At 46.8% G+C, this 24,347-nt stretch carries 17 protein-coding genes; 6 read left to right on the top strand and 11 right to left on the bottom strand.

The window, feature by feature from the left end:
• Window positions 1-31: 31 nt before the first annotated feature.
• The gene (locus C0Q44_RS11905) at window positions 32-2,092 is read left to right on the top strand and encodes a beta-xylosidase family glycoside hydrolase (protein ID WP_105407414.1); all 2,061 of its coding nucleotides are present in this window, start codon (window positions 32-34) and stop codon (window positions 2,090-2,092) included.
• A 263-nt stretch (window positions 2,093-2,355) separates the two neighbouring features.
• Window positions 2,356-3,075: an SDR family oxidoreductase gene (locus tag C0Q44_RS11900; protein ID WP_105407413.1), complete on the top strand. Its 720-nt coding sequence runs from the start codon at window positions 2,356-2,358 to the stop codon at window positions 3,073-3,075.
• Window positions 3,076-3,219: 144 nt separating this feature from the next.
• Here the strand turns inward: C0Q44_RS11900 and C0Q44_RS11895 are convergent, their stop codons facing one another.
• Entirely contained in the window at window positions 3,220-4,248 is a 1,029-nt protein-coding gene (locus C0Q44_RS11895; RefSeq protein ID WP_105407412.1) for a leucine-rich repeat domain-containing protein, read from the bottom strand.
• A gap of 214 nt (window positions 4,249-4,462) precedes the next feature.
• Here C0Q44_RS11895 and C0Q44_RS11890 point away from each other — a divergent pair, with 214 nt between their 5' ends.
• Window positions 4,463-6,535, top strand: coding sequence for a methyl-accepting chemotaxis protein (locus C0Q44_RS11890; RefSeq protein ID WP_105407411.1), 2,073 nt, complete (start codon window positions 4,463-4,465; stop codon window positions 6,533-6,535).
• Window positions 6,536-6,630: 95 nt separating this feature from the next.
• Complete coding sequence (locus C0Q44_RS11885; RefSeq protein ID WP_105407410.1) at window positions 6,631-7,806, top strand: aminotransferase class I/II-fold pyridoxal phosphate-dependent enzyme; 1,176 nt, start codon at window positions 6,631-6,633, stop codon at window positions 7,804-7,806.
• A 207-nt stretch (window positions 7,807-8,013) separates the two neighbouring features.
• Here the strand turns inward: C0Q44_RS11885 and C0Q44_RS11880 are convergent, their stop codons facing one another.
• The 4 genes from C0Q44_RS11880 to C0Q44_RS11865 form a co-directional block, all read right to left on the bottom strand.
• The gene (locus C0Q44_RS11880) at window positions 8,014-10,062 is read right to left on the bottom strand and encodes an iron ABC transporter permease (protein ID WP_105407409.1); all 2,049 of its coding nucleotides are present in this window, start codon (window positions 10,060-10,062) and stop codon (window positions 8,014-8,016) included.
• Entirely contained in the window at window positions 10,059-11,060 is a 1,002-nt protein-coding gene (locus C0Q44_RS11875) for an ABC transporter substrate-binding protein (RefSeq protein WP_105407408.1), read from the bottom strand. Before C0Q44_RS11875 ends, C0Q44_RS11880 begins: the two co-directional genes overlap by 4 nt.
• A gap of 182 nt (window positions 11,061-11,242) precedes the next feature.
• Window positions 11,243-11,785 (bottom strand): CueP family metal-binding protein, encoded by a 543-nt coding sequence (locus C0Q44_RS11870; protein ID WP_105407407.1) that lies wholly within the window; start codon window positions 11,783-11,785, stop codon window positions 11,243-11,245.
• Window positions 11,786-11,921: 136 nt separating this feature from the next.
• Window positions 11,922-13,736, bottom strand: a complete 1,815-nt coding sequence (locus tag C0Q44_RS11865; protein ID WP_181150944.1) for an AraC family transcriptional regulator — start codon at window positions 13,734-13,736, stop codon at window positions 11,922-11,924.
• Between the two features lie 200 nt (window positions 13,737-13,936).
• Between C0Q44_RS11865 and C0Q44_RS11860 the strand changes: the two genes are divergently transcribed.
• On the top strand, window positions 13,937-14,917 hold the full coding sequence (locus C0Q44_RS11860) for an ABC transporter substrate-binding protein (RefSeq protein WP_105407405.1): 981 nt from the start codon (window positions 13,937-13,939) through the stop codon (window positions 14,915-14,917).
• Window positions 14,918-15,029: 112 nt separating this feature from the next.
• Here the strand turns inward: C0Q44_RS11860 and C0Q44_RS11855 are convergent, their stop codons facing one another.
• The 6 genes from C0Q44_RS11855 to hcp all read right to left on the bottom strand — a co-directional run bounded on the left by C0Q44_RS11855 (window position 15,030) and on the right by hcp (window position 21,125).
• Window positions 15,030-15,419, bottom strand: coding sequence for a hypothetical protein (locus tag C0Q44_RS11855; RefSeq protein WP_105407404.1), 390 nt, complete (start codon window positions 15,417-15,419; stop codon window positions 15,030-15,032).
• A 182-nt stretch (window positions 15,420-15,601) separates the two neighbouring features.
• Window positions 15,602-16,633 (bottom strand): NAD(P)/FAD-dependent oxidoreductase, encoded by a 1,032-nt coding sequence (locus C0Q44_RS11850; protein WP_105407403.1) that lies wholly within the window; start codon window positions 16,631-16,633, stop codon window positions 15,602-15,604.
• Window positions 16,634-17,650 carry an ABC transporter substrate-binding protein gene (locus tag C0Q44_RS11845; RefSeq protein ID WP_105407402.1) on the bottom strand — a complete coding sequence of 339 codons (1,017 nt, stop codon included), beginning with the start codon at window positions 17,648-17,650 and terminating at the stop codon, window positions 16,634-16,636. It lies immediately after the preceding gene.
• Window positions 17,651-17,761: 111 nt separating this feature from the next.
• Window positions 17,762-19,378, bottom strand: a complete 1,617-nt coding sequence (locus tag C0Q44_RS11840) for a helix-turn-helix domain-containing protein (protein WP_105407401.1) — start codon at window positions 19,376-19,378, stop codon at window positions 17,762-17,764.
• Between the two features lie 215 nt (window positions 19,379-19,593).
• Complete coding sequence (locus C0Q44_RS30170; protein ID WP_181150943.1) at window positions 19,594-19,827, bottom strand: hypothetical protein; 234 nt, start codon at window positions 19,825-19,827, stop codon at window positions 19,594-19,596.
• A gap of 5 nt (window positions 19,828-19,832) precedes the next feature.
• Complete coding sequence (hcp, locus tag C0Q44_RS11835) at window positions 19,833-21,125, bottom strand: hydroxylamine reductase (RefSeq protein ID WP_105407400.1); 1,293 nt, start codon at window positions 21,123-21,125, stop codon at window positions 19,833-19,835.
• A 444-nt stretch (window positions 21,126-21,569) separates the two neighbouring features.
• Between hcp and C0Q44_RS11830 the strand changes: the two genes are divergently transcribed.
• Window positions 21,570-24,221 (top strand): cation-translocating P-type ATPase, encoded by a 2,652-nt coding sequence (locus tag C0Q44_RS11830; RefSeq protein ID WP_105407399.1) that lies wholly within the window; start codon window positions 21,570-21,572, stop codon window positions 24,219-24,221.
• Window positions 24,222-24,347 lie beyond the last annotated feature (126 nt).

The following is a 24,347-nucleotide window of genomic DNA, read 5'->3' as shown; positions in this document are numbered from 1 at the left end:
CAGAATCCAAGAAAGTTCAGGAGGAAAGGAAATGTGGAAGAAGATTGGGATGTTCCTGCTTGTTCTTCCATTGTTCATGACATCGATTCCGCTGACAAGCCCTACTGCTTCTGCTGCGACGTTCAGCAATCCGGTCATTTACGCAGACGTTCCGGACAGCGACGTCATTCGGGTGGGCAATGCCTTTTATATGACAAGCACAACCATGCATATGAACCCGGGAGTACCCGTCATGAAGTCTTACGATCTTGTAAACTGGAGCATCGTGAGCTATGTGTATGACACGCTTGGAAACGGAGATGTACACAATCTGAACAATGGTCAAAACGAGTATGGACGCGGCTCTTGGGCCAGCAGTCTACGCTATAACAATGGCATATATTATGTAGCCTTCGGCTCACTTTCCACGGGAAAGACATACATCTACCAGACCAGCGATATTGAAGCAGGATCGTGGACACCCTATACGCTGAACGGCTATTATCATGATCCTTCCCTGCTGTTTGATGGAAACCGCACATTTCTTGTATATGGTAGTGACAACATCAGTATGATTGAACTGTCATCAGATGCCAAGGCGGTGAAGTCCGGCGGTTTGAATCAGGTTTTGATTCCGAACGCGAGCAGCGTTGCAGGCTCCAACTTTATTGTGAAGGCAGAAGGAGCGCATATTCAGAAGATTAACGGCATGTATTACGTATTCCTGATTGCTTGGCCTTCCGGTGATGGCCGCATACAGATCGCCTATCGTTCGAACACGTTGACGGGGCCATATACAGGTAAGGTCGTATTAAGAGATTCAGGTATCGCACAAGGAGGCATCGTGGATACTGCATCAGGTGCCTGGTACGGCTTGCTGTTTCGCGATAGCGGTGCAGTTGGACGCATTCCATATCTGGTCCCGGTAACGTGGTCGGATCATTGGCCTGTGTTTGGCATTAACGGCAAGGTGCCGCTTACGATGAATCTGCCCGTTGAGGGTCAGGCGTCCGCCAAGATTTACGGCTCGGATGAGTTCAATGCGGCACCAGGTACACCTTCATTAACGCAGCTTCTCTTGAATAGCGGCTTCGAAGACGCAACTGTTCAGCCATGGAGTAGCAACAATACGGCAACCGTATCGTTAACTAACGCCGAGGTGTTCAGCGGTGCAAAGAGCCTGCTCGTCAGCGACAGGCAGCAGACTGCGGGCGGCGCCAAACAAATCATCACGGGTAAGCTTGCACCTGGAGACTCGTATTCCTTTTCAGCGAAAGTCAAATATACCACCGGCCCTGCAACCAAATCATTCAATCTTAGCATCCAGAACGGTGCAAGTTATACCGGGATTACCATTATGGGCAGTGCGACGCTCAACCGCGGACAGTGGGGCACCATTCAGGGCACATACACCGTTCCCTCCAATGCTGATCTGTCTCAGAGCTTTATTTTTCTTGAAACTCCTTACAATGCGAATCCAGATCCGACAAACGACTTAATGGCTTTTTATGTGGACGACGTTTCCCTAACGAGCAGCTCTTCTGCCAGCACATCAAGTCTCGCGACATTTTGGCAGTGGAATCATAATCCCCATCCTGCCAATTGGTCCTTGAGCCAACGCCCTGGTTTCATGCGACTGACTGCAGGCAAAATCAGCAAAAACATATTGGAAGCCCGTAACACATTAACACAACGAACCTTTGGGCCCAAAAGTACAGGGATCACCGCTTTGGAGACGGCAGGGATGAAGGATGGGGACTACGCTGGACTTGCCGCTTTTCAGGCCAAATATGGCTTTGTTGGCGTAAAGATGACGGGCAACACCAAATCCATCGTTATGGCCAATGCCAGTTCTGGTACAATGACCGAAATAGCAAATGTGCCATTGAACCAGAACAAGGTCTATCTGCGGGTCATCTGCGACTTCACGAACCAAACGGACAAAGCCTACTTTGCCTACAGTCTGAATGGCAGCAATTGGACAACGATCGGCAATACACTACAAATGTCGTATACGCTCCCGCATTTTATGGGATACCGTTTTGCCCTGTTCAACTATGCGACGAAGTCCACAGGAGGTTATGCTGACTTTGACTACTTCCGTGTAGAATAAACCGTTGCTTATTCAAATAGTGACAGGGCCTGGAACTCCACCATGAGTGGAGCCAGGCAACATATTCATTGTAGCCCGCGGAAAGCGCGGGCTTTTCAGCACGAAATGATAGACGATCTTGCCATCATCAATCATTTACTCTAATCAGGTGAAGGAATGATATCCAGAACATGAAATGTATTTTCATCGAAGCTTCATGATCTCCTCTTCCTTCTATAGTAAGATATGGATTAATACATAAGATAGATAAGGAGGCTTTCACTTTGAAAAGTTATCTTGTATTTGGTGCCAGCAAAGGTTTGGGCGATGCATTGGTCAGAGGAGTACCGCAGGCAGGTGATAAAGTCTGGGTCGTTTCCCGCAGCAAGCCGGAGAGTCTGAAACTGGAGGATGGCGTACAGCGAATATGGATTCAGGCTGATCTCTCCGAGCTTCAGGCTGCAAACCATGTGGCTGACCAGCTGAAAAACGAAACGTTGGATGTGCTCATTTATAATGTAGGTATTTGGGAAAAGGAAGGTTTCGAAGATCATTACACGTTTGACAAAGATGAGATAGCAGATATCAGTCAGCTCATTCATGTAAATGTGACTTCAACGATTGTATGCATTCAGGCTTTACTGCCTCAGCTGCGCCAGTCCACAGCAGGCAAGATCATTCTTATTGGTTCAACAGCCGGGTTAAGCAATGCAGGCAGCACGCAGGTCTCTTTTGTCGCCTCTAAGTTTGCCATAAGGGGAATTACGGAAGCGCTTAGAGAACATACGAGAAAGGATCGCATTGCAGTTACGTGCATCAATCCGGGAGAACTTGCAGCGGAGATTCCGTATGAAGAAGGCATGGAACGTGCACTTGCCGAGTATGACGGGACACGCATTCCGCTTCAGGATATGGTTGCAATCGTCCGTTGTATTGTCAGTCTGTCCAAAGCAGCCTGTGTGAAAGAAATCAACATGCCTGCACTAACCGATACGAACACATAGTCAGATCATGCTCTCATGATAACAGCGACCGGTAGCCGCCATCTCGTAAGAAAGTGTCAGAGCCTGTCCATGAGCTGGCAACAAGAGCTGTATCAAGATATAATGCTGTTTCACTCGGTTGGATCGGTCCGAACAGGCGCTCCTTCACATTAATATTTTGGCTAAATGCTCGATCGCCATCGATTGTATACGTTCATGCTCAGGAATATTCTCATAAAGCACATGAGACTTCCCTGCATTGGTCAGGTATTTCCGCATGGCAGCAATGCGCCCTTTGTTGACGTCTATAAAACGAAAGTCGACCTGAAGCAATGGTTCAAGCTCTGTCAGACGGGCAAAGGATTCGGCCTTGAGCGCAGTATTGATCTCTTTGAGTTCAATAGCCTCCAGTGCGCCAGCTGTCCATAGTTGTTCAGTACCTCTTAACGATTTCATATAATCCAGTTCGAGCTGTCTGAGGTTGCTCATGTTCGAAAAATCGCATAACTGCTCCAACTTGGGTAAGGACAAATGCAGGAATTCCAGCTGCTGCATCTGTTCGAGTCCCTGAATGTTTAACAATTTACGCACAGAGCTTAGCTTCAGCATGCGGATGGTCGACTGCTTCAGTACATCCAGTTCTCCCTTTAATTCGCAGCTGTCGAGGGACAGATACTGGAGCATCGGCAGTTCCGCCAACACTTCGAGCGTTTCAACAGGACAGTTGAAAATGATCGTATTCAAATGAAGGCATGTGCCAATCGAGGCAAGTCCTTTGAATTTCCCATGCAGTTCAAGATAATTTAATTGTTTATAGTATCTTATAAAATCCAGATCGATTGCTTTCGCAGTTGAATTCACCTTCAGAAACTGCATCTGTTCCAATGCACCTAATATGGTCAAATCCTGTGCTTGCGGAAGTGCAAGCTGCATCGCGGACACGTGCTTCAATTGTGCCAATCGCGCCAGAAATCCTGGTGTGTACCCCTCGTTGATATCCATATTCGATACGTATAAAATAAGATCCGGTCTGGCAGAGAATACATTGGCATCGAGTTCGTTCAGATCCTCGATCGTGTCGACGCCTACGCGAAAGCTAACCGTTGCTCTGTGACGTAAAAATTGAACCGCCTGATGCATTTTGTCTGAATTCCAGGGAGCCCCCTGTATCGAAGCATGCCATGGCTTGTTCATGTTCAGTCCCCCTTTCCTTTTCATTCGCGTATCCAATTCCATCCATTGTAAACCAATTCCATTCAAAGGGAAACATATTCAGTAAGGTTAGAGAGATTCAGGTTTTTTCTATTTATTTGCTTCGATAGACCGACAGAAATCTACATTTTCCTACATTTTATCCCGATATATAACCTAGGAGTTTTAACCTATTACACATCTGGGGAGATGAAACATGTCGAACGTTCTGAAAAAACAAAAATTAAAGAAAACAAGAACATCCAGCATCGCCAACACATTATCTATTGTGTTACTCGTTATTATCGTTGTTATCTTTGCTGTTCTGGGGACATTCATGTTCTCAAGCACAAGAAACATTCTGCTCAAACAGCAGGAGTCCATGCTTCAGACCAAGACGCAAGCAATTGTAAGTGAATTCGATGCATTATTTAAGGAAAAAGGTGCACTAGTCAAACAAATGTCAACCAACAAGTTGTTCCGGCAATACATAGAAACGACCGACTCGGCAGCAGTTGCGGCCAATTCTACTTATGCAGCAGAAACTCAGGAGACGCTTGCAGCCATTGTTAAAGAAGAGCCTTCCTTTGCGGATGCCTGGATCGCAGGTCTGAATGGTAAAGGTTTTTGGCTACAAAATGATGGTGCGGCTTCCGCCCCGGACTTCGATATTCAAGCTCGACCATATTATAATCCGGCTGTAGCTGCAGACGGTTTATATTACTCCGATCCGTACATTGATCTTGCGACAGGCAGCGTACTCATGGGCATATTCTATCCAGTCAAAGATGACAGTGATCAACTCATCGGATTTACCGCGGCTGATATCGCCTTCAAAGATATTCCGGCAATTATGGAGAGCTATTCCCTTGGAAGCACGGGCTACTCCATCCTGCTTTCCAAGACCGGGGATATTCTGTACCATCCGGATCAAGAAAAGGTTTTGAAAGAAAACATCACAGATAGCACAGGCGACATTGGGGAGATTGGCAAGAAAATGATCGCTGGTGAGTCAGGTGTACAGCTGATAAATGACAATGGGGAGCTTCGTTATATCGGCTATGCTACCAGTAAAGACACAGGGTGGTCCGTAGGTCTGACCATATCCGAGAAAGAAGTTCTCGCGGAATTAGGAACATTCACATGGATTACACTTGGCGGATTTGCCGTTGCTACCATTCTGCTCGTGATCATTAGTTACATTACACTTCGTTACCTCTTGAGATCAATTCCACAACTCCTTGCCAAGATCAAGTTGATCGAACAAGGAGACCTGACGGTTCAACTGGATACGCAGTCCAAGAATGAGATTGGACAGATTGCTCAGGGATTGAATTCAATGGTGCAGAAGATTCAAGGAATGTTGCAGATGGTCGGCAGCTCGGCTCATGTCCTGAATCAGTCGTCTAACGATCTGCAATCCATATCTTCAAGAACAGCCGTCACCATGAACGATACCTCTACAGCGATCAATGAGATTGCTAATGCAACGAATTATCAGTCTATTGAAACGGAAAATATTTTACGCAAAACAGGTTCATTATCGACTCAAATCGATGAAATCGCGAGTGATGCTCAAGCCATCGAGACGATGGTGCAAACCTCAGTTGATCAAAGTGGCCAAGGACTCTTAGTTGTTGAACAACTCTCCAAATGGGCGGATGAGAACCACACTTCCACACAAGCAGTGTCCTCTATTATTCAGGAGATTGACCTGAGTCGTAATGAAATATCCAGTTTTGTGGATACGGTGAAACAAATCGCTTCGCAGACCAACCTGCTGGCACTCAATGCATCGATTGAAGCTGCACGTGCTGGCGAACACGGTAGAGGTTTTGCAGTCGTTGCTGAAGAGGTTCGTAAACTTGCAGAGCAGACTGCTCTGGCGACAGAGGAAATCAATAAGAAAGTAAATGTTATTGAAGAGAAAACCACCCTATCGGTTGAACATACCATGCGTGGTATGAAAATCGCTGAGGAAAATGCCAAATCCGTAGAGGACACGAAACAAGTCTTCTTCAGCATCAACAAGGACCTGGAAGCACTGAAATTACGTATGGTTCAGATTACCGGCAACACTACCCAAGTTCACAAGCATAAAGATGAGATTTTCCAGGCACTGGAGATTATCTCTTCCACGACTGAAGAGAACTCCGCTTCAACAGAAGAAGTTAGCGCAAGCACACAGGAACAACTGGATAGCATCGAACAGGTGGCTGATCTTTCGAAGCAATTGAACCAGTTATCGAACCAACTGCAAGACGAATTGAGCCAGTTTAAGGTCGAATAGTATGGTGGACTGTCTCCATCCTCTTCTCATTTGCGCTCCGTCCATTTATTATAAATAGATATGTGTGTACGAAGAGGATTGGAGGATACATCATCATGAAATTTGCTAAACGTATGGACCACTTCAGTGAAGGAATCTTTACCCGTCTGCTGGAAATCAAACGCCAGCGGCTGGAGAAAGGACAATCGGTCATTGATCTCAGTGTAGGCACACCGAATATTCCGCCTGCTCAACATATCATTACTGCGTTAAGCGAGGCCGTAGCTGACCCCCAGAACTATATTTATGCCGTGAATGATCAGAGTGAGCTCCTGCATGCCGTTAGTACATGGTACAAGCAACGGTATACTGTGGAGCTAGACCCGACAACACAAGTCTGTTCCTTGCTCGGCTCGCAGGAAGGACTAGCGCATATTTCACTATCCATCGTAGATGAAGGAGATCTGGTTCTTGTACCTGACCCTTGTTATCCTGTATTCGCTGATGGGCCTTTACTGGCGGGAGCAGAATTGTATTACATGCCGCAAAAAGAAGCAAACGGATATGTTATTCAGCTTCAGGATATCCCGGAAGATATCGCTCATCGGGCAAAATTCATGCTGGTCTCCTATCCCAACAATCCGACAACAGCGATGGCACCGGATCAGTTCTATCACGATCTGATTGCATTTGCCAAGAAGTACGATATTATCGTGCTCCACGATAATGCCTACAGCGAGCTTGTTTTTGACGAAAAATCCTGTGGAAGCTTCCTTGCGTTCCCTGGTGCCATGGACGTTGGCGTAGAATTCAATTCATTGTCCAAAACATACGGCTTGGCCGGAGCACGAATCGGCTTTTGTGTGGGTAATGCGAGCATGGTCTCCATGCTGAAAAAGCTAAAATCCAATATGGATTATGGCATGTTCCTGCCTATTCAAAAAGCGGCTATTGCTGCCATTACTGGAGATCAGTCTGAAGTACAGCGAGTAAGAGACATCTACGAGGAACGCCGGGATATTCTGTGCGAAGGGTTCAGTAGCCTGGGATGGCATATCGCTAAACCTGAAGCAACCATGTTCGTCTGGAGCCGGATTCCGTCGCACTACGACAGCTCGGAGCAATTCGCTATGGATCTGGTTACACATGCGGGAGTCATCGCAACGCCTGGTAGTGCCTTCGGCCCTTCAGGTGAAGGCTATGTGAGATTCGCTCTCGTTCAAGAGAATGAGATATTGCAGCAAGCCGTACAGTCAGTCGATGACAGCGGGATACTTCATTCAGCCAGATAGGAGCAGATCTAGAACCTTTTGCTCAATCATCCATCATGTCCCCCTAGGTCAACAGAGAATACGAGTCCATGTTCATTTAATGTGACTCTATGCACTGTTAAACCTGAGGGGATTTTTGTCTTTTGATAACCATTCATTCATCGGGAATTATTATAGAACGACATAAAAGCCTGCTCAGAGAGCAGACTCTTGGGGTCAGAGATATATTTATACCGACTTACGCCAGTTCGAACGATACATCAGATACAGGAAGTACGGCGTTCCGATAATGGCAATGAGTATTCCTGATGGAATCTCGGTTGGCGCCATGACGGTTCTGCCGATTGTATCTGCCAGTACCAGCATGACTGCACCCGCGAGTGCAGACAGGAACATCGATCGTCTTAACTTATGCCCTGTGAGTAGTCGCACCATATGTGGTGCAATCAGACCGATAAAACCAACAGTTCCTACACAAGCGACCGCACCTGCTGCGAGCAATACACCTGTTGCCATGGCGAGTAATCTCGTCCGGCGTACCCCAAGACCGAGTCCTGAGGCACTGTTGTCGTCGAATACCAACAGTTCGAATCTCCGGGCCAACCACCAGGCTACCGGTACCAGAATAACTAAAAATATTCCGATAATTTTCACCTGATCCCAGGTACGAGCATAGGTGCTTCCTGTAAGCCAGATATATCCGCTGCTGCCGTACACCGCACCACGAACAATCAGAATCTGAATACCCGCTCCCGCAATGGCAGACATCGCGATTCCCAGCAACACAACCGCAGACGGATTCAGCCCTTTTTTCCAAGAGAGAGAGAATACAACCACTGCGGCGATGGCCGCACCGATCACAGCTGCGATTGGCAGTAAGTACGTTGGTAGACCAGGCCACACAATAAAGAGCATCATGGCTCCAAGCCCTGCACCAGAGGACACACCAACAATTGAAGCATCCGCCAGCGGATTACGTACCGCCATCTGAATGAGCACACCGCTGATTGCCAGTGCTGCTCCTGCGCCAGCCGCTACAAGTGTGCGCGGGATTCGAAGCTGAACCAGTGCAGAGAACAGTCCATCCGACTGAAACAGACTCGGCAGCAGATCCCCCAGCGGAATTCGCATGCCGCCAAACATCGTACTGAGCAGAATAAGCGCAACGGTAACGACCGAGAATAATACGGCCATTGGGCCAAATGCAAAGCGACGCACACGTGATCCTGTACTCATGGATGCGGACATGCCTGACCCGTTAGCTGCCTTCATCCGCGTAAGTACAAGCCAGATTAGCCATGGTGCACCGATGATCGCCATTACGGCGCCTGTAGGCAGCTCCATGCTGGAGTTATGCACCATTTTGGCGAGTACGTCCGCCCCCACCAGTAGTGCTGCTCCCCATATGAATACACCGGGCAACAGCAATCGATTGGAACGTACACCGCTCAATCGAACCAGATGCGGCGCCACCAAGCCCACGAAGCCAATCGGCCCAATCACACTGACAATCACTGCCGCCAGTAACACGGCGATGATCAGTCCACCGGCACGAGCAAGTCCCACCTTTTGTCCTAAGGAAGAAGCCGTTGATTCGTCCAGTTCCAGCATATCCCATTGTCTCGACAATAGTAACGAAAGTATTGTCAAACCAATGACCCAAGGCCATGCGTAAGAGACACCACTCCAGTCGTTCTGGACGAGTGTTCCAGAGCCCCACAGAAATAACCCTTGCGTCTCCATGGAGAAAAAAATATGTAATGCGCTTGTAAATGAACCAAGCACCATCGATATAATCATACCGGATAATGCAAGTCGAACCGGGCTTGATGTTCGTCCGCCGCCCATGAAGTAAGCCGCAAATGCTGCAAGCAAACCACCAAGAGCTGCGAAGAGAAAAGGAGACTGACTTAACACGCCTGGAAAAGCAATAGCTCCCAGCACCACCACAAAGTATGCTCCTGCATTAATACCCAGCGTATCTGAAGCAGCCAGTGGATTACGAGTAATCGTCTGCAGCAAAGCACCCGCAACAGCCAGTGCGCCGCCTGCAAGAATACCGATCACTGTACGCGGCATGCGCAGATCCCAGACCATATTATGCTCCAATGTATCCTGTCTGCCTGTCAGTGCGTCCCATACGACATGCAGTGGAATGGCCGCCTCTCCATAACATAGACTTACAAAAAAAAGCACGATGAGAGCGGTTAGACCGCCCCCATATATGCTTATTGTACGCCAGTTCATAGCTGACTTAGATCCTTGAACCGAACTCATTTGGTAATCGCCTCAACTACGCCATCAACCAATACTTTGGAAGAGATCGGTCCACCAAATGTCCATGTTGTACTGTCCAGTTGGTACGTACGATTTTCTTTCACAAAGTTCAGACCGTTCCAAACGGAGTTATCTTTCATTGCTGTGCCAAAGACGTCATCGTCTGGCTGTGTAATATAAATGAAGTTACTGTCCTGCACATCGGATAAGGATTCAATACCTACTGTAGAGAAGCCATAGTTCTCCAATTTCTCGGGCTTCCAATCGTTAACCAATCCAATTTTGTCCAACGTTCCAATGACTACCGAGTTATCGGTAAACATCCGCAGACTGACTGCATTTTGATACGTGAATGCTTGAGTCAATGCGAAGTTAAAGTTCTCTTTACCCGCAGCAGCAAGCTTTTCTTTGGCTTCTGCGTAATGCTGATCAAGTTCATCCAGAACTTGCTTCGCTTTGTCTTCTTTACCAAGAGCAGTTGCAATGGAGTTGAAAATTTCTGTCATTTTATCATAATTATAGCCATCGCCATCGTAAGGGTCGAATTCAATCGTTGGTGCAATCGCATTAAGCTGGTCGTAAACCGCATTATTATTATCTGCATTAGCAATGATGAGATCTGGCTTCAATGCAGCAATAGCTTCCAGATTCGGCTCACCGCGTGTTCCGATATCCGTAACACTGTCATCCAACGCTGCTTCGGATGTTACCCACACCTTATAGTTAGCGTTATCCGCATTACCTACTGGTTGAACTCCCAGGGCTATAACATCTTCCGTATATGTCCATTCCAACGTCACTACACGTTCAGCCGGCTTCTTCAGTTTAATTTCTCCACGTTTATGCTTCACTGTAACCGGAGTAGCAGTCTCTTCAGCAGGAGCGCTACCGGAATCGGTACCCTGACTTGGTTCCGTTGTCGTGCTCGCTTTACCACAACCCGCCAATACTAGCACAAATGCCAACATAATCAACAGTCCATGCAACCCTTTTTTCATATCTCTTGTCTCCCCTGTTTGTATGTATTTATATGATAACAATTATCATTATCACTATTGGATTATGCCGTAGGAATGATTTTTTGTCAATGCAAAGTACCCTGTGATTCAAATTCTCCGAATAAAAGGAAAAGGGACTGCCATTAAACAATCCCTTTCACAGAGGTAGATCAAATGTATGTTTAACTCAGTTGCATCGTTGTGATGCACGTATCATCGTTGTCATATGTAGACAGTTGAGTCTCTGCAACTTTTCCATCATGTACGATACGAATGAGATATGTTCTGTCTCTGGGCACCCATAGATCCATAAATCCGTTTGCACCAGACTTCATCATGGAATCCTTCATTAAGGTGTTGCCCTCGGAATCATGAATGGTAACATTGAACTCCTCATTGCTCATTTCTCCCTGACAGCCGGTCAAGCTATGAATTGCACAGGGGTGGGTCTGATCCACATAGGGTGCAATGGAAAGAAAGAATTCATTCTCAGGCAAATCGTATGTAGTCGTATGCTGATCTTGATCTGTGACGATTAACTGCTTGGCATTAATGGAAGCAGATTCAGGTGTCTCTTTACCTGTGCTGATATCCTCCACCAATGTTCTGATGTTGGGCGCATTGGCTGTACCTGCCTCATCCCTGCCCGTATTGCTTGCAAACAGGTAGGTTCCGATCACAATCACAACTGCAACACTTCCGATGATCCACATTTGTTTTTTCATCTGGAGTCCATCTCCTCGTCCGTTTTCTTTAAGTATAATGGAGAACGAACGGACATGGACTTATACACCCTAAAATTCACCAGATATTCACATCATTGTATGCCTCATTGCATAACTGTTCATTCCCGAACGACACTCAGCGAGTTATAATGTGCTCTGCCATATCCTCAGCCTGTAACACAGCAGACAACGGGTCGGACAGAAAATATTTATTCCAGTCGAGGTTAATGATGCTGCAATGATCCGAACATATGGAATTTGCCCACAGTTTGGAGCCCATCTGATCCGGCTCCTGGCTTTCTTGATGATCCAGTACCAGCAAGTAGTCCCCGATATACCCTTCTACCGCATTCCGCGCAACATCCAAGTAATCCAGGCCCGGCTCCAGCAGTTCCTTGTGAACCCTTCCTGCTGGCTTCAGATTTAGCAATCCATAAGCTGCCTTGCCGCCACGATTTCCCGTATTCCCTACCAGTGTAATCTGCTCTCCCCAGTTGGGATCAATTACAGTAAATGTCTTCTCTGCCGCTACTCCACCTGCCATGGTCTGTCGTAACTGATACGTTCTTCGTTCATACTCCTTGACCCAAGCCTCTGCTTCAGTTCTCCGATTCAGAATTCGCCCCATCTCCCGAATCTCCTCAGCAGCTGAACACTGGTCACTACTCTGATACACAACGGTAGGCGCAATCCGGGTGTAGGAAGCGTAAGCAGCATGATTCCAGGTAATAATCAGATCAGGCTCCAGTTCGAGCACCTTTTCAAGTGAAATGAAATTATGATTGCCGATATCCTGTACGGTGTGATACATGTATGGCTCTAGCAATTTACTACTTTTGATGAGTGAGTGCGGGGCTCCCAGTGGGGTAACACCTAGTGACAATACTTCTCCCAGATTCCAGTCCACCACCACACGTTTTGGGTTATTCGGCAAAGTAATCTCACCCATACATGTGGCAAGTGTCCTGTTTTTCAATTTTGAAAGAGGGGGCGAGGAGGCAATCTGCTTGTTAACCTTTCCGGTGGCTATCCCTATTGGGTTTATTAAAGTATGAGCAGTATAACGACTTTCCAGAGCGGCATATGGTTCATATGTTTTCGGGACTACATCTGGAACCATGCTCTCTCGACGCTTTCTATAGAACTCTGGTGAAGCCCCATAATACCTCTTGAAATAACGACTCAGTGTATAACCATTCTCATAGCCTACTCTCTCCGCTATTTCCTGTAAGGTTCCTTCCGTCCTTACCAGTAGCTCCATCGCCTGTTCCATCCGAATCTGTGCCAGCACACGACCAGGACTGGTGTTCAATCGGAACTGAAACAATTGATTCAGATACCTCGGACTGCAATCTAGCATTTCAGCTATCTGCTCCATTTTGAGGGGTTCCCTGTAATGACGAGTCAAATAACGTACTGCCTGATCTACCCGATCCACCTTCGTACGGTCCATCCTCTGCTCCTGCATTTGTTGCAACATCTCTGCAAGCCACTGGTAGAACAGAGCCTTGGTTTGAATCCTTCCTGCGGACTGTAGCTCATTCCACTGTCTGTATATGAACTGCATGAGTTCAATTAACGGCAAGGGAGACGTTGGTTCAAAACCAAAATTGACTTCCAGGGACTCCGGCCCGGTAAATATTTGGCATCGTCCGGCACCAGGTAACTCTGGCTCTAGTGAAGCATAAGACAACATATGTATTTCCATTGGCTTCTTTGCCAAGCAGTCCAGACGCATTCCTTTGGAGACGTGCAGAATATAGGTCCCTTTAATGTGATGCATCGCCTGATCAAACCATATCTTCCCCTGCCCATTCGTAATTAATAAAAAGGCATTCGATGGAAGCGTCCACGTATTAGGATGTTCACTGATGTTAACGGTGATGTTTCGAATGTCCAGTAATCGGATCGATACATGCTCCCATAATGCCCCGTACTCCTCTATGTTCATATCATGGCCCTTCCTTGTTCTCATCCGTTACAAAAAGACAACGTTTCATTCATCATATATGATAATCATTCTCAGTTCAACTTGTCGATCCTGTTCTGAAATGGTTATGCTCTGCTTCCGAATCGGTTATTGTACAATCGCTAATTTCCCTCTAGAGTTATACCAATGAAAATCATTATCAATTAGAAAGAGGGTTCGTCATGGTAGTCAAGAAAGTTTGGTATCGAATAAGCTTGCCCATTTTGCTGGTCATGGCAGTATGGATCAGTGGTTGTACGCAACAAGGAGCAGTAGAACAATCTACAGCAGACACAGACAGTGAAGCCGCAGCACCGCAGACCAGAACACTTACCACAATGATGGGAGACATCACAGTACCCCTTAACCCCGAACGGGTCGTCGTCGATTGGAATATAGGACATGTACTAGCCGTAGGCGTAACGCCCGTTGGCGTTCCAGGCAGCTTGCTGGATTATGGTGTGTTCCTGCGTGATAAGCTTGTGGATAGTGCGGATTTGGGTAACCACAGTGAGGTTTCGCTTGAGAAAATGGTAGAGCTGGAGCCTGATCTGATTATCACATGGGATCAAGAGAAATTTCAGACCTATTCCAAGATTGCTCCGACTGTCGTATTTATACCTGATCAATATGATTCCATGGAAGCCGAAGTGACCGCCATGGGCGAGATTCTGAATCGTCAGGCCGAGGCCAAAGCGTGGAATGAATCATTCAAACAACGGATCGCAGCTGCTCAGGCCAAAATCAAAGATGTGATTCCGGACGGTGCCACCTTCACTGTTGCCGATTTTAACTTTTTGAAGAATCCAGCCATCATCGGCAATAGTGCCAATCGTGGTGGAAGAGCAGCCTATGAATTGCTTGGACTTACTCCGGCATCCAAAGTGCAGACAGATATTCTGGATCAAGACAAAGAAAACCTGGAAGCCAGCGCGGAGGTATTCGGAGAATATGTCGGTGATTACCTGCTGATGATGGTTACAGAAGGCTCAAAAGATCATTCTTTACTGCCTAACGTCTGGGCCAATCTGCCTGCGGTGCAAAACAACCATATCTTCAAACTTGATATCCATAAATATTTCACCGCTGACCCATATACCTCCATTCTACAGGCCGAAGAGATCGCAGATCGACTCGCAAGTGGACAGACTGAGCTGAATTAGTTAGAGCTTAGTTAGCAAAAAAGGATTACACAAATAAGTGTTCATACTTTCGAATCTGGGATCTTAAAATTTGAGCAACTCTCCCAAGATCTTGCTGCTACTGACAAAAGTCTTACGAGAATCCTTGCTCACCTGCAAAACGGGGATGCACATCAGCACAAGACAACTCCTCATTAGAAAATCTAATCCAGACATAATCATCATATAAGACACCATGGGTTTGTTTTACGATATCCGAAGCTACATAATCATTCAGACCTAATGATTGTAGAACTTTATCAGCATGGTGTCTGGTCCGAGGGAAGCATCTGGATTCAAAGTAATCCAGTACATCTCCTACGGTCACCTTGGACTTTCTTGGAAAAGGGAGAAAAACAGGTGAGATACTCTCATCTTGCCATACTTCAACCGTTTGATTACTATAATCCAACTTCACTTTGGCAATCACCTGGTCATGCTCCAAGACTTCAAACTCAAGAGGAGAAGATATAAATTTGTTCATTTTTTCATCTGCTACCTCCCATAGTGATCTTTCATATTTCTTTGATTTGATTATATCATTTCTTCAACTTGTATTTCATTTCCTATCTGCACCATTCTATTGGAAAAAGCCCGACGCAATTTCGAGGCAATCTCGACGTTGTTCGGGCTTCTTCAGATTGCCTTCTATCCGTACATACCTACCTACGTATTGGAAAGAGCTTTGTTTTTCTCATAGAACCGGGCATTGTGAGAAGATACACCCGCCATATCGGAAGCAGCAGGTTCCAGATACATCTTGGCACTGTTGACCGCGAGCACCGCATCGTTAAAAGCACCTGCGATCAGCCTGACTTTACTTCCATAGGTGATGAAATCACCTGCTCCGAATATGCCTGGAAGGTTGGTACGCATGCGCTGATCAACGGACACGCCATAATCTTCCCGCGCCAGTCCCCATTGTACGAGGTTGCCGAAATCACGATCATATCCATGGCTTACGACAACTTCATCCACTTCAACATATGTGATCTCACCCGTTTCTACATGGGCAAGCTCGACACGATCTATTTTGTCACCTTTACCGTACAGACGTGAGATGCTGAATGGCGTCATGACGTTTGCTTGAGCTTTCATCTGGGCTACAGGCGACTCATGTCCGGTAAATTCATAGCGTCTGTGTGCTACCGTGACTTCACTTGCTATTTTACCCATTTCATTCGCCCAATCGACTGCAGAATCGCCGCCGCCAGAGATCAGCACACGTTTCCCGGCAAATCGGGACAGATCAGTTATCGTGTAGTGCAGATTCGTCAGCTCATACCGATTGGCACCGTCGATATCCAGCTTTTGCACCTGAGTCATGCCTCTGCCCGCACATAACAGGATGGTACGTGTGTAATGACGCTCACCCGTTTTGGAAATGAGTACAAATACACCATCTCCACGTCGGTCAAGCTCGGCAATTTCCTGCCCTAACACTATCGTTGGATCGAACGTTCTCGCTTGTCTTTCCAGCGATTCAATCAGCTTCTCGCAGCGAATCGGATCAACGCCGCCCACATCCCAGATTAGCTTCTCCGGGTATGTACGCATGAATCCGCCCAGTTCCTGTTTGGCTTCTATGATTTTGGTGCGCATGGCTCTCATGCCACTGTAAAAGGAGGCGTACATTCCAGCAGGTCCCCCACCAACGATAGTAATATCATAAATGTCCAGTTGATTCTCTGTAGTCATCTATGGCACCAACTTTTCAACAATATAGTCCATTAACTTCACAGAACCAATCGGGCCTACACCAGATACAAATTCACTCGTCTTCAGTGGGAAGACATGATCATTCTTCACAGCCTCCAGGTTCGCCCACACCTGACTTGCTTTCAGATCTTCCATCGATTTCTTCGTGTCATAACCTACGAGAGTTCTGTCTTCCAGGAAAATATAGTCCGGATTCATCTCAGGCAAGAATTCAAGCGAGAACTGGCTAAACCAATCTGTAGAGTCTTCAATAACTTCAGGACTATTCAGGCCCAAGATGTCATAGAAGAAAACACTGCTGCTTCCTCCTTTGGGACCCATGAAACGGTAACGATTGTGCTCCACACGGAGAACCAATACAGTCTTGTCTCCAAGGGCTGCCGCAATTTTTTCTTTTGCTTGTGCTGCTTTCTCGTCGAATTCAGCCAGTACTTTGACAGCTTCCTCGGTCTTGTCGAATATGGCTGCCAGCTTCGGCATGGCACGCTTCATTTCACTGTTGGCGTCCAGTGCCACCGTTGGAGCAATTTTGGACAACTCGTCATATACGCCCTGTTCCATACCTTCGCCTGCTGTAAGGATCATATCCGGTGACAACGCAAGCAATTGCTCATAGTTATATTGGTATTGCTCGACTTCGATGACCTGAACTCCGTGTTCTTTAAAATAAGCAGGCCGGTATTCCGCTTCGACTTCTGGAGTTAACAAAACGATTTGGGGTGTAACCCCCATCTCAATCAGATACTCGGCATAGATCGAATCGAACACAATTAAATTTTGAGGATTGGCAGGAATTGTTACTTCTCCAAACTGATCCTGTACCACTTTAGTTCTACTGGCATCCCCTGCTTCTTCCGTTGTACTTGCTGCTCCTTCAATCTGAGTCTCTGCTGTCCCGGCTGTTACATTTTCTTCTTTTGTTCCACCGGAACATGCCGCCAGCATTACACTGATCACCAATAGCATGATGCCCAACCCTTTGAATCTTTGTGACATGATATCCTTCGCCCCTTATTTATATTGATAATGATAATTATTATCAAATAGTATCAAATAAGAAGTATCCCTTCCATAGCATATCGTGCGTATTCAATTGGATTATTGTGCTCACACAGGTGTCGTTTCTGTCAGATTGCGAATAATCTGATTTAGGATCAGGGTATGTCCCGTAATTCCATGACCGTCTACCCACAGATGAGTATCAACGTAATACACCCGGTTATTTTTCACAGCCTTCAGCTCGTTCCATTGTGGGCTCTCCCATAGTTTCCTCATATTCTCTTCTGCACTAAAGTGCTGCATGATCCGCTTCTCCACAAACAGGTAATCGGGATTGGCTAGTGCAAGCAGATCAAGTGAACAAGGATTAAACCAGGCTGTACCTGAATGCAGCGCATGCGGCAATGTTAAACCAAGCTGTCCATATAACAATTGAGAAGCCCCATGTGAGTGCCCACCCAGATATCGATATCCGAATGCTTCTACCCTTAACAACATCACTGTGGAAGCAGGTTGAATGATATGTTGTAATTGTTGCTTCGCTAGATAAACCTCTTGTTTCATCTGCTGATGTAATCTGTGAGCCTCTTCTTCTTTGAAGAACCAGGTTGCTACTTGATGGAGCAATGGCTCCACATCCTGATGAAGTCCAGTCAGAATCGGTGCAATCGTGCGCAGCCCTCTTTTGACTTCTTCCGTCGATACGTTTCCTATCATCATCTCTGGCTGAACTTGTCGAACAAGTTCGATCTCCACTTCATACTGTGTAACCTCCAGCATCTGCACTCCATGCGCTATGAACTGTTCCCGATGATGTGGGGACAACAGGATCGGGGTGACCACTACGGCATATGGAATGACACCCAGATGAATCATGATTTCGGCACAGATGGGGGAAAGGGACACGATCTTACGCTGCGTTATCGTCTGCCTATATCTCTTGGGTGATACACCAGTCAATTGTTTGAAGCGGCGACTGAAATAATGAGCATCTTCAAATCCAGACTTTTTGGCAATATCCTGAGAGGTTGCTGCGGTTAATAACAGTTCTTCCTGTGCGCGATAGATCCGGTAGTGGGCCAGATAATCCAGAGGTGGCTTACCATATTGTTCGCTAAACTTGCGAGAATAATGCCATGGACTAATACCGGCAATCTGTGCTAACTGCATACGTGTAATGACCTGATCATAATGCTGCTGCATATAGTCAATGGAGCGAAGTATGCCATGTTCTGGCTTCCGTTCGTTATCCGGCTGTTTCCGATACAGATGTCTTAACAGTTCATATAACAGATGCTGATTCCCAACCCATCCTGCACTCTGATCCTGTGTATCCTCTTCACTCCAATGCTGAATGATACTTGCCAGATCTCCACCAGACAGTTGCATCTTCTGATACGCCTCTCCTGACGGTAACCGCCATTCGAATTTCTCTGCTTCCCTTCGCTCATGCAACACCGAATATGTATCGAACTGAACATGCCAGCCTGCCAGATCCAGATTGCCACCTTCAATGACCTCCATTACAGAGTTCTCTTCGAGCGCTATTAATTCTCCAAAGGAGACGTGAACTCGGTGTCCATTCATATTCCAGATTGCTTTCCCATCAATAATAAATATCAAGGTGTGACTGTAAAAGTGGTGCAGTTCGCCTTTCGTTATCCATGCATTGGTTAATGCCTTGGTTGACTTCCACTGAGCAATCCATTCCATGTTGTCAGACATATCGTTATCCTTTCAAAGGGAATGATCATCCCCATTTATACGTTTCACTATATCAAAATACATGACAACTCCATATACAACAAGCTATGGCTTGAATAAAATGAAGGGCAGTTATTATGCAAGTTATACTTGTATTATTCAGATAGCAAAAAAACGAAAAAGCCCGTACCCTAAGGCACAGGCTCTTTCGAGCGCAGTCCGTTTGCAAGCGAGGCCTAGACATCTTCTTTATAACCAAAAAAGCCTGCGGCAGCGCAGGCTTCTAGGGCTTGTCTGAAAACTCCGAAGGAAGCAGATTTTGCCGAATTTTCGTTCCAAGCAAGGAAGTTTTTCGCAGGCGTGCCGGGGCACGTCAAGGGAAAGTGACGCAGCAGGGGGCGAAAAGGCGGTAAAAGATGCACTTCAGCGAGTTTTGAGACACGCCCTAATACATCGTATATAAAATTCATTGATCTTATGACAAGGCCAGCATCGCATTCATATCTTCTTCTGCCGTTGTAATTAACTTCAGACCGAACATGTCCACGAGTACATCCAAGACACCTTCGGATATGAACTCAGGCGGTTTCGGTCCAATCCGAATGTCCTGAATGCCGAGGCTGAACAGGCCGAGCAAGATCGCAACTGCTTTTTGCTCAAACCAGGACAGGACGATGCTGACAGGTAACTCGTTGACCGTACAGCCAAAAGCGTCAGCCAAGGCCATGGCAATCTTCACCGTTGAACCGGAGTTATTGCATTGTCCCAAGTCGATATAACGCGGAATGCCCGTGTCTCCTACCGTTCCGTAATCCACATCATTGAAGCGGAATTTGCCACAGGACGTGGTGAGGATAACCGTATCATTCGGCAGCGATGTAGCCAATTCACGATAATAGTTGCCGCCTTTGCCCGGTGCATCACAGCCTGCAATAACGAAGAAACGACGGATATGCCCGTCTTTGACCGCTTGAATAATCTCCGGCGCAAGTCCAATCACCGTCTCATGATGGTATCCTGTCGTTAATACCTGCTCCGACTGTACATTGGCCGCTGGCAGTGACAACGCGCGTTCAATCAGAGGTGAGAAATCATCTTCCGTAATCTTGGCAACACCCTCAAGGCCTGCCACTTCATAAGAGAAGAAGCGATCTGCATAGGTGCCTTTGATCGGCATCACGCAGTTCGTTGTTGCAAGAATCGCACCCGGAAATTGTTCAAACAGTCTGCGCTGATCGTACCAAGCTTTACCGATATTCCCCTTGAGATGAGCGTATTTCTTCAGCGCCGGATAGCCGTGCGCAGGCAACATTTCCGAGTGGGTATAGATGTTGATTCCTTTGCCTTCGGTCTGACGCAGCAACTCCTCCAGTGCATACAGATTATGCCCCGTCACCACGATACACTGACCTTCGATCTGGTTCTGACTAACGGTTATCGGTTGTGGAATACCGAAGCGGTCTGTGTGCGCACGATCCAGCACGTCCATAATGCGGATTGCTGCATTTCCGACTTTCATGGCCATCTCCAGATGTTCCTGCACATTAAAATTCGAGTTCGTTAATGTCATATATAATGCCTCATGTGTAATCCGATCCACCTCTGGATCAGAATATCCCAACTGGCGTGCGTGTGTCGCATAAGCAGCGATTCCTTTTAACGCAAAAATCATGGTATCCTGCAAACTCGCAATCGTTTCATTTTTGCCACATACCCCAACCACGGTACACCCGCCACTTGGCGTCTGTTCGCATTGATAACAAAACATATACATTCCCCTCCAAACATGGATTAACGCTTTTCCTTACGAACTAGCGTAACAGACCCGGAGAGGAGGAATTGTGATATCGCACACAGTTTTTCAAATAAAAACCCATATTTTCCCTTTACCATTTTCTCTCAGACCATTATCCACACCATTTCCAGTGATGTATGTCAGGTCACTGCATCACTGGAAATAATAAATTTGAAACAGAGGCATATCTTGGCTCACTATGAAAAATACTGTGTACATAAGAAAAACTTCTGATCGAAGCACTTTCATTGATGATACATTCGTGGTTTAGCGGTTGCTTTTCTTGCGATTATCGAATCCTTCAGCTCCGAAAACTTATACATTCTATAATCTAAAAAAATATGGAAATGAAACGATTCTAGATTTTATTCGTAAGGGTAATACACAGAGAAATCTAATACTCAAGGAGCTGGTCAATTGCAACATTATAGACACAGTGCAGAGGAAACACTCCAGGACGTACAGAGTTCCTCCAAAGGACTCACAACCTCAGAAGCTGAGAAGAGAATTGAAACGGAAGGATATAACGAGTTAAAAGGGAAAGCTGCAACACCCGTCTGGAAACTGTTCCTCGAAAATTTCAAAGATCCGATGGTCATCGTGCTGCTGATTGCAGCCGCGGTACAAGTTGTACTCGGACATCTGATCGAATCGTTAATTATATTCCTGGTCATTCTGTTAAATGCGGTCATCAGTGTGGTGCAGACCAAAAAAGCCGAGAGCTCGCTCGATGCCTTGAAGCAAATGTCTGCACCTGAAGCTAAAGTCATTCGTGACGGCCAGAAAAAGACCATTCCCGCGCGGGAACTCGTGCCCGGTGATATTGTTATGCTGGACGCAGGCGATTATGTTCCGGCCGACGGGCGTATTTTGGAATCAGGCAGCCTGAAAATTAACGAAGGCATGCTGACCGGAGAATCGGAAGCTGCGGAAAAACACGCCGATGCCATCCCGGATGAAGCTCCTATCGGAGATCGTCGCAATATGGCCTTCAGTGGTTCACTGGTTGTATATGGCCGCGGTATGCTCGTCATTACAGGTACGGCACTCAAAACCGAAATCGGCAAGATTGCCGAATTGATTGAAAATGCAGAAGCCAAGGAAACGCCATTACAGCGTAAGTTGGAGTCATTCAGCAAAAAACTGGGCTTTTTCATTCTTGGCCTGTCCATTCTCATCTTTGCCATTGAAGCGGGTCGTGTATGGTTAACCGAAGGTACGGAGAATATCGGACCATCCATTGTGAATGCACTGATGTTTGCTGTAGCCGTTGCTGTCGCTGCCATTCCCGAAGCTCTCTCCTCCATTGTGACCATTGTATTGTCACTCGGAACCAATAAGATGGCCAAACAGCATGCGATCATTCGCAGACTGCCTGCCGTGGAAGCGTTGGGTTCTGCCAGCATCATCTGTACGGACAAAACAGGAACACTAACTCAGAACAAGATGACGGTCGTGGACTATTACATTCCCCATGGCACCAAAGACGAATTCCCGGATGATCCCGAACAGTGGTCGGAAGAGGAACGACGTTTATTACATATTGCAGTGCTCTGCAATGATTCGAATATCAACCAGGAAGGCAAGGAACTCGGTGACCCTACCGAAGTGGCACTGATTGCCTTCAGTAACCGGGTGAACAAGGATTACAATGAAATCCGTGACCAGTTCCCGCGCGAAGCCGAGCTTCCCTTTGACTCGGATCGAAAGCTCATGAGTACGGTTCATACGTTTGAAGGACAGACGGCTTTGCTGACCAAAGGTGGACCGGATGTGCTGTTCAGCCGTTGTAGTCATGTGTTTATTAACGGTGAAGTTCAGCCCCTGACACCCGAGATTCGTACACAGTTTGAAGAAAAAAATGAAGCTTTCTCCAAACGGGCCTTCCGTGTGCTGGCCTATGCGTACAAAAAATTCGATGATAAAAACCAGGTCACGATTGATGACGAGCATGATCTGACGCTGGTTGGCCTGACAGCCATGATTGATCCACCGCGTGAAGCGGTATACGGCTCTATTGAAGAGTCCAAAAAAGCGGGCATTCGCACCATCATGATCACCGGAGATCACAAAACGACGGCTCAGGCCATCGGTGTGGATATCGGTCTTGCCGAACCGGATGATCTAGCTATTACAGGCGCCGAACTGGACAAAATGTCCGATGAAGAGTTGGATCAACAACTCGAACACATCTCGGTATACGCAAGGGTATCACCTGAGAATAAAATCCGCATCGTGCGTGCGTGGCAGCGCAAAGGTAAGGTTGCAGCCATGACCGGAGATGGAGTTAATGACGCACCTGCGCTCAAACAAGCCGACATCGGCGTAGCGATGGGTAGCGGAACAGATGTTGCCAAGGATGCAGCAGCCATGATTCTGACGGATGATAACTTTGTCTCCATCGTGAATGCGGTTAGTGTCGGACGGATGGTATTTGATAATATCAAAAAAGCCATCGCTTACCTGTTTGCCGGTAACCTCGGCGCGATTATCGCCATTTTGTTTGCCTTGATCGTCGGTTGGGTTAATCCATTTACGGCCCTTCAGCTGTTATTCATCAATCTGGTGAACGACTCCCTGCCGGCGATTGCACTGGGTACCGAGAAACCAGAGCCGGATGTTATGCGGCGCAAACCACGTGATATTAACGAAGGCATCTTCGCTGGAGGTACGTTGCAGGCTGTGATTACGCGTGGTGTCCTGATTGGTGCGGCCGTTATTGTGTCTCAATATATCGGCCTTGGCATCTCGGAGGAGATCAGTGTAGCTATGGCCTTCACAACCCTGATTCTGGCACGCAGTCTGCAAACTTTTGCAGCACGTTCCAACACACAGACCATCTTCCAGGTGGGCTTCACCACGAACAAATTCGTGCTTGGCTCCGTCCTTGTATGTCTCTGCTTATACGGCATCACGCTGATTCCAGGTGTTCGCGGTGTCTTCGCCATCCCGGATACGTTTGGCTGGAATGAGTTCCTGATTGCTGGCGGGCTCGCTCTCGTTGCCGTCATTCTAATGGATGTCATCAAGTGGATTCGCAATCGCGGCAAACAAGTTACTGCGGCATAAGAGTCATAAGATGTACTTCTTACACTAAAACGTTTCATGCACGAATAGGTGCCCTTTGTCAGGGCGCCTATTTGTTTATTCGTCTATGATTTATCGTCCCACAGCACATAAATTCATATATATTCC

Source organism: Paenibacillus sp. PCH8, assembly GCF_002968835.1.
Lineage (GTDB): Bacteria > Bacillota > Bacilli > Paenibacillales > Paenibacillaceae > Paenibacillus.
This window is presented reverse-complemented; position numbering and strand designations above follow the sequence as displayed.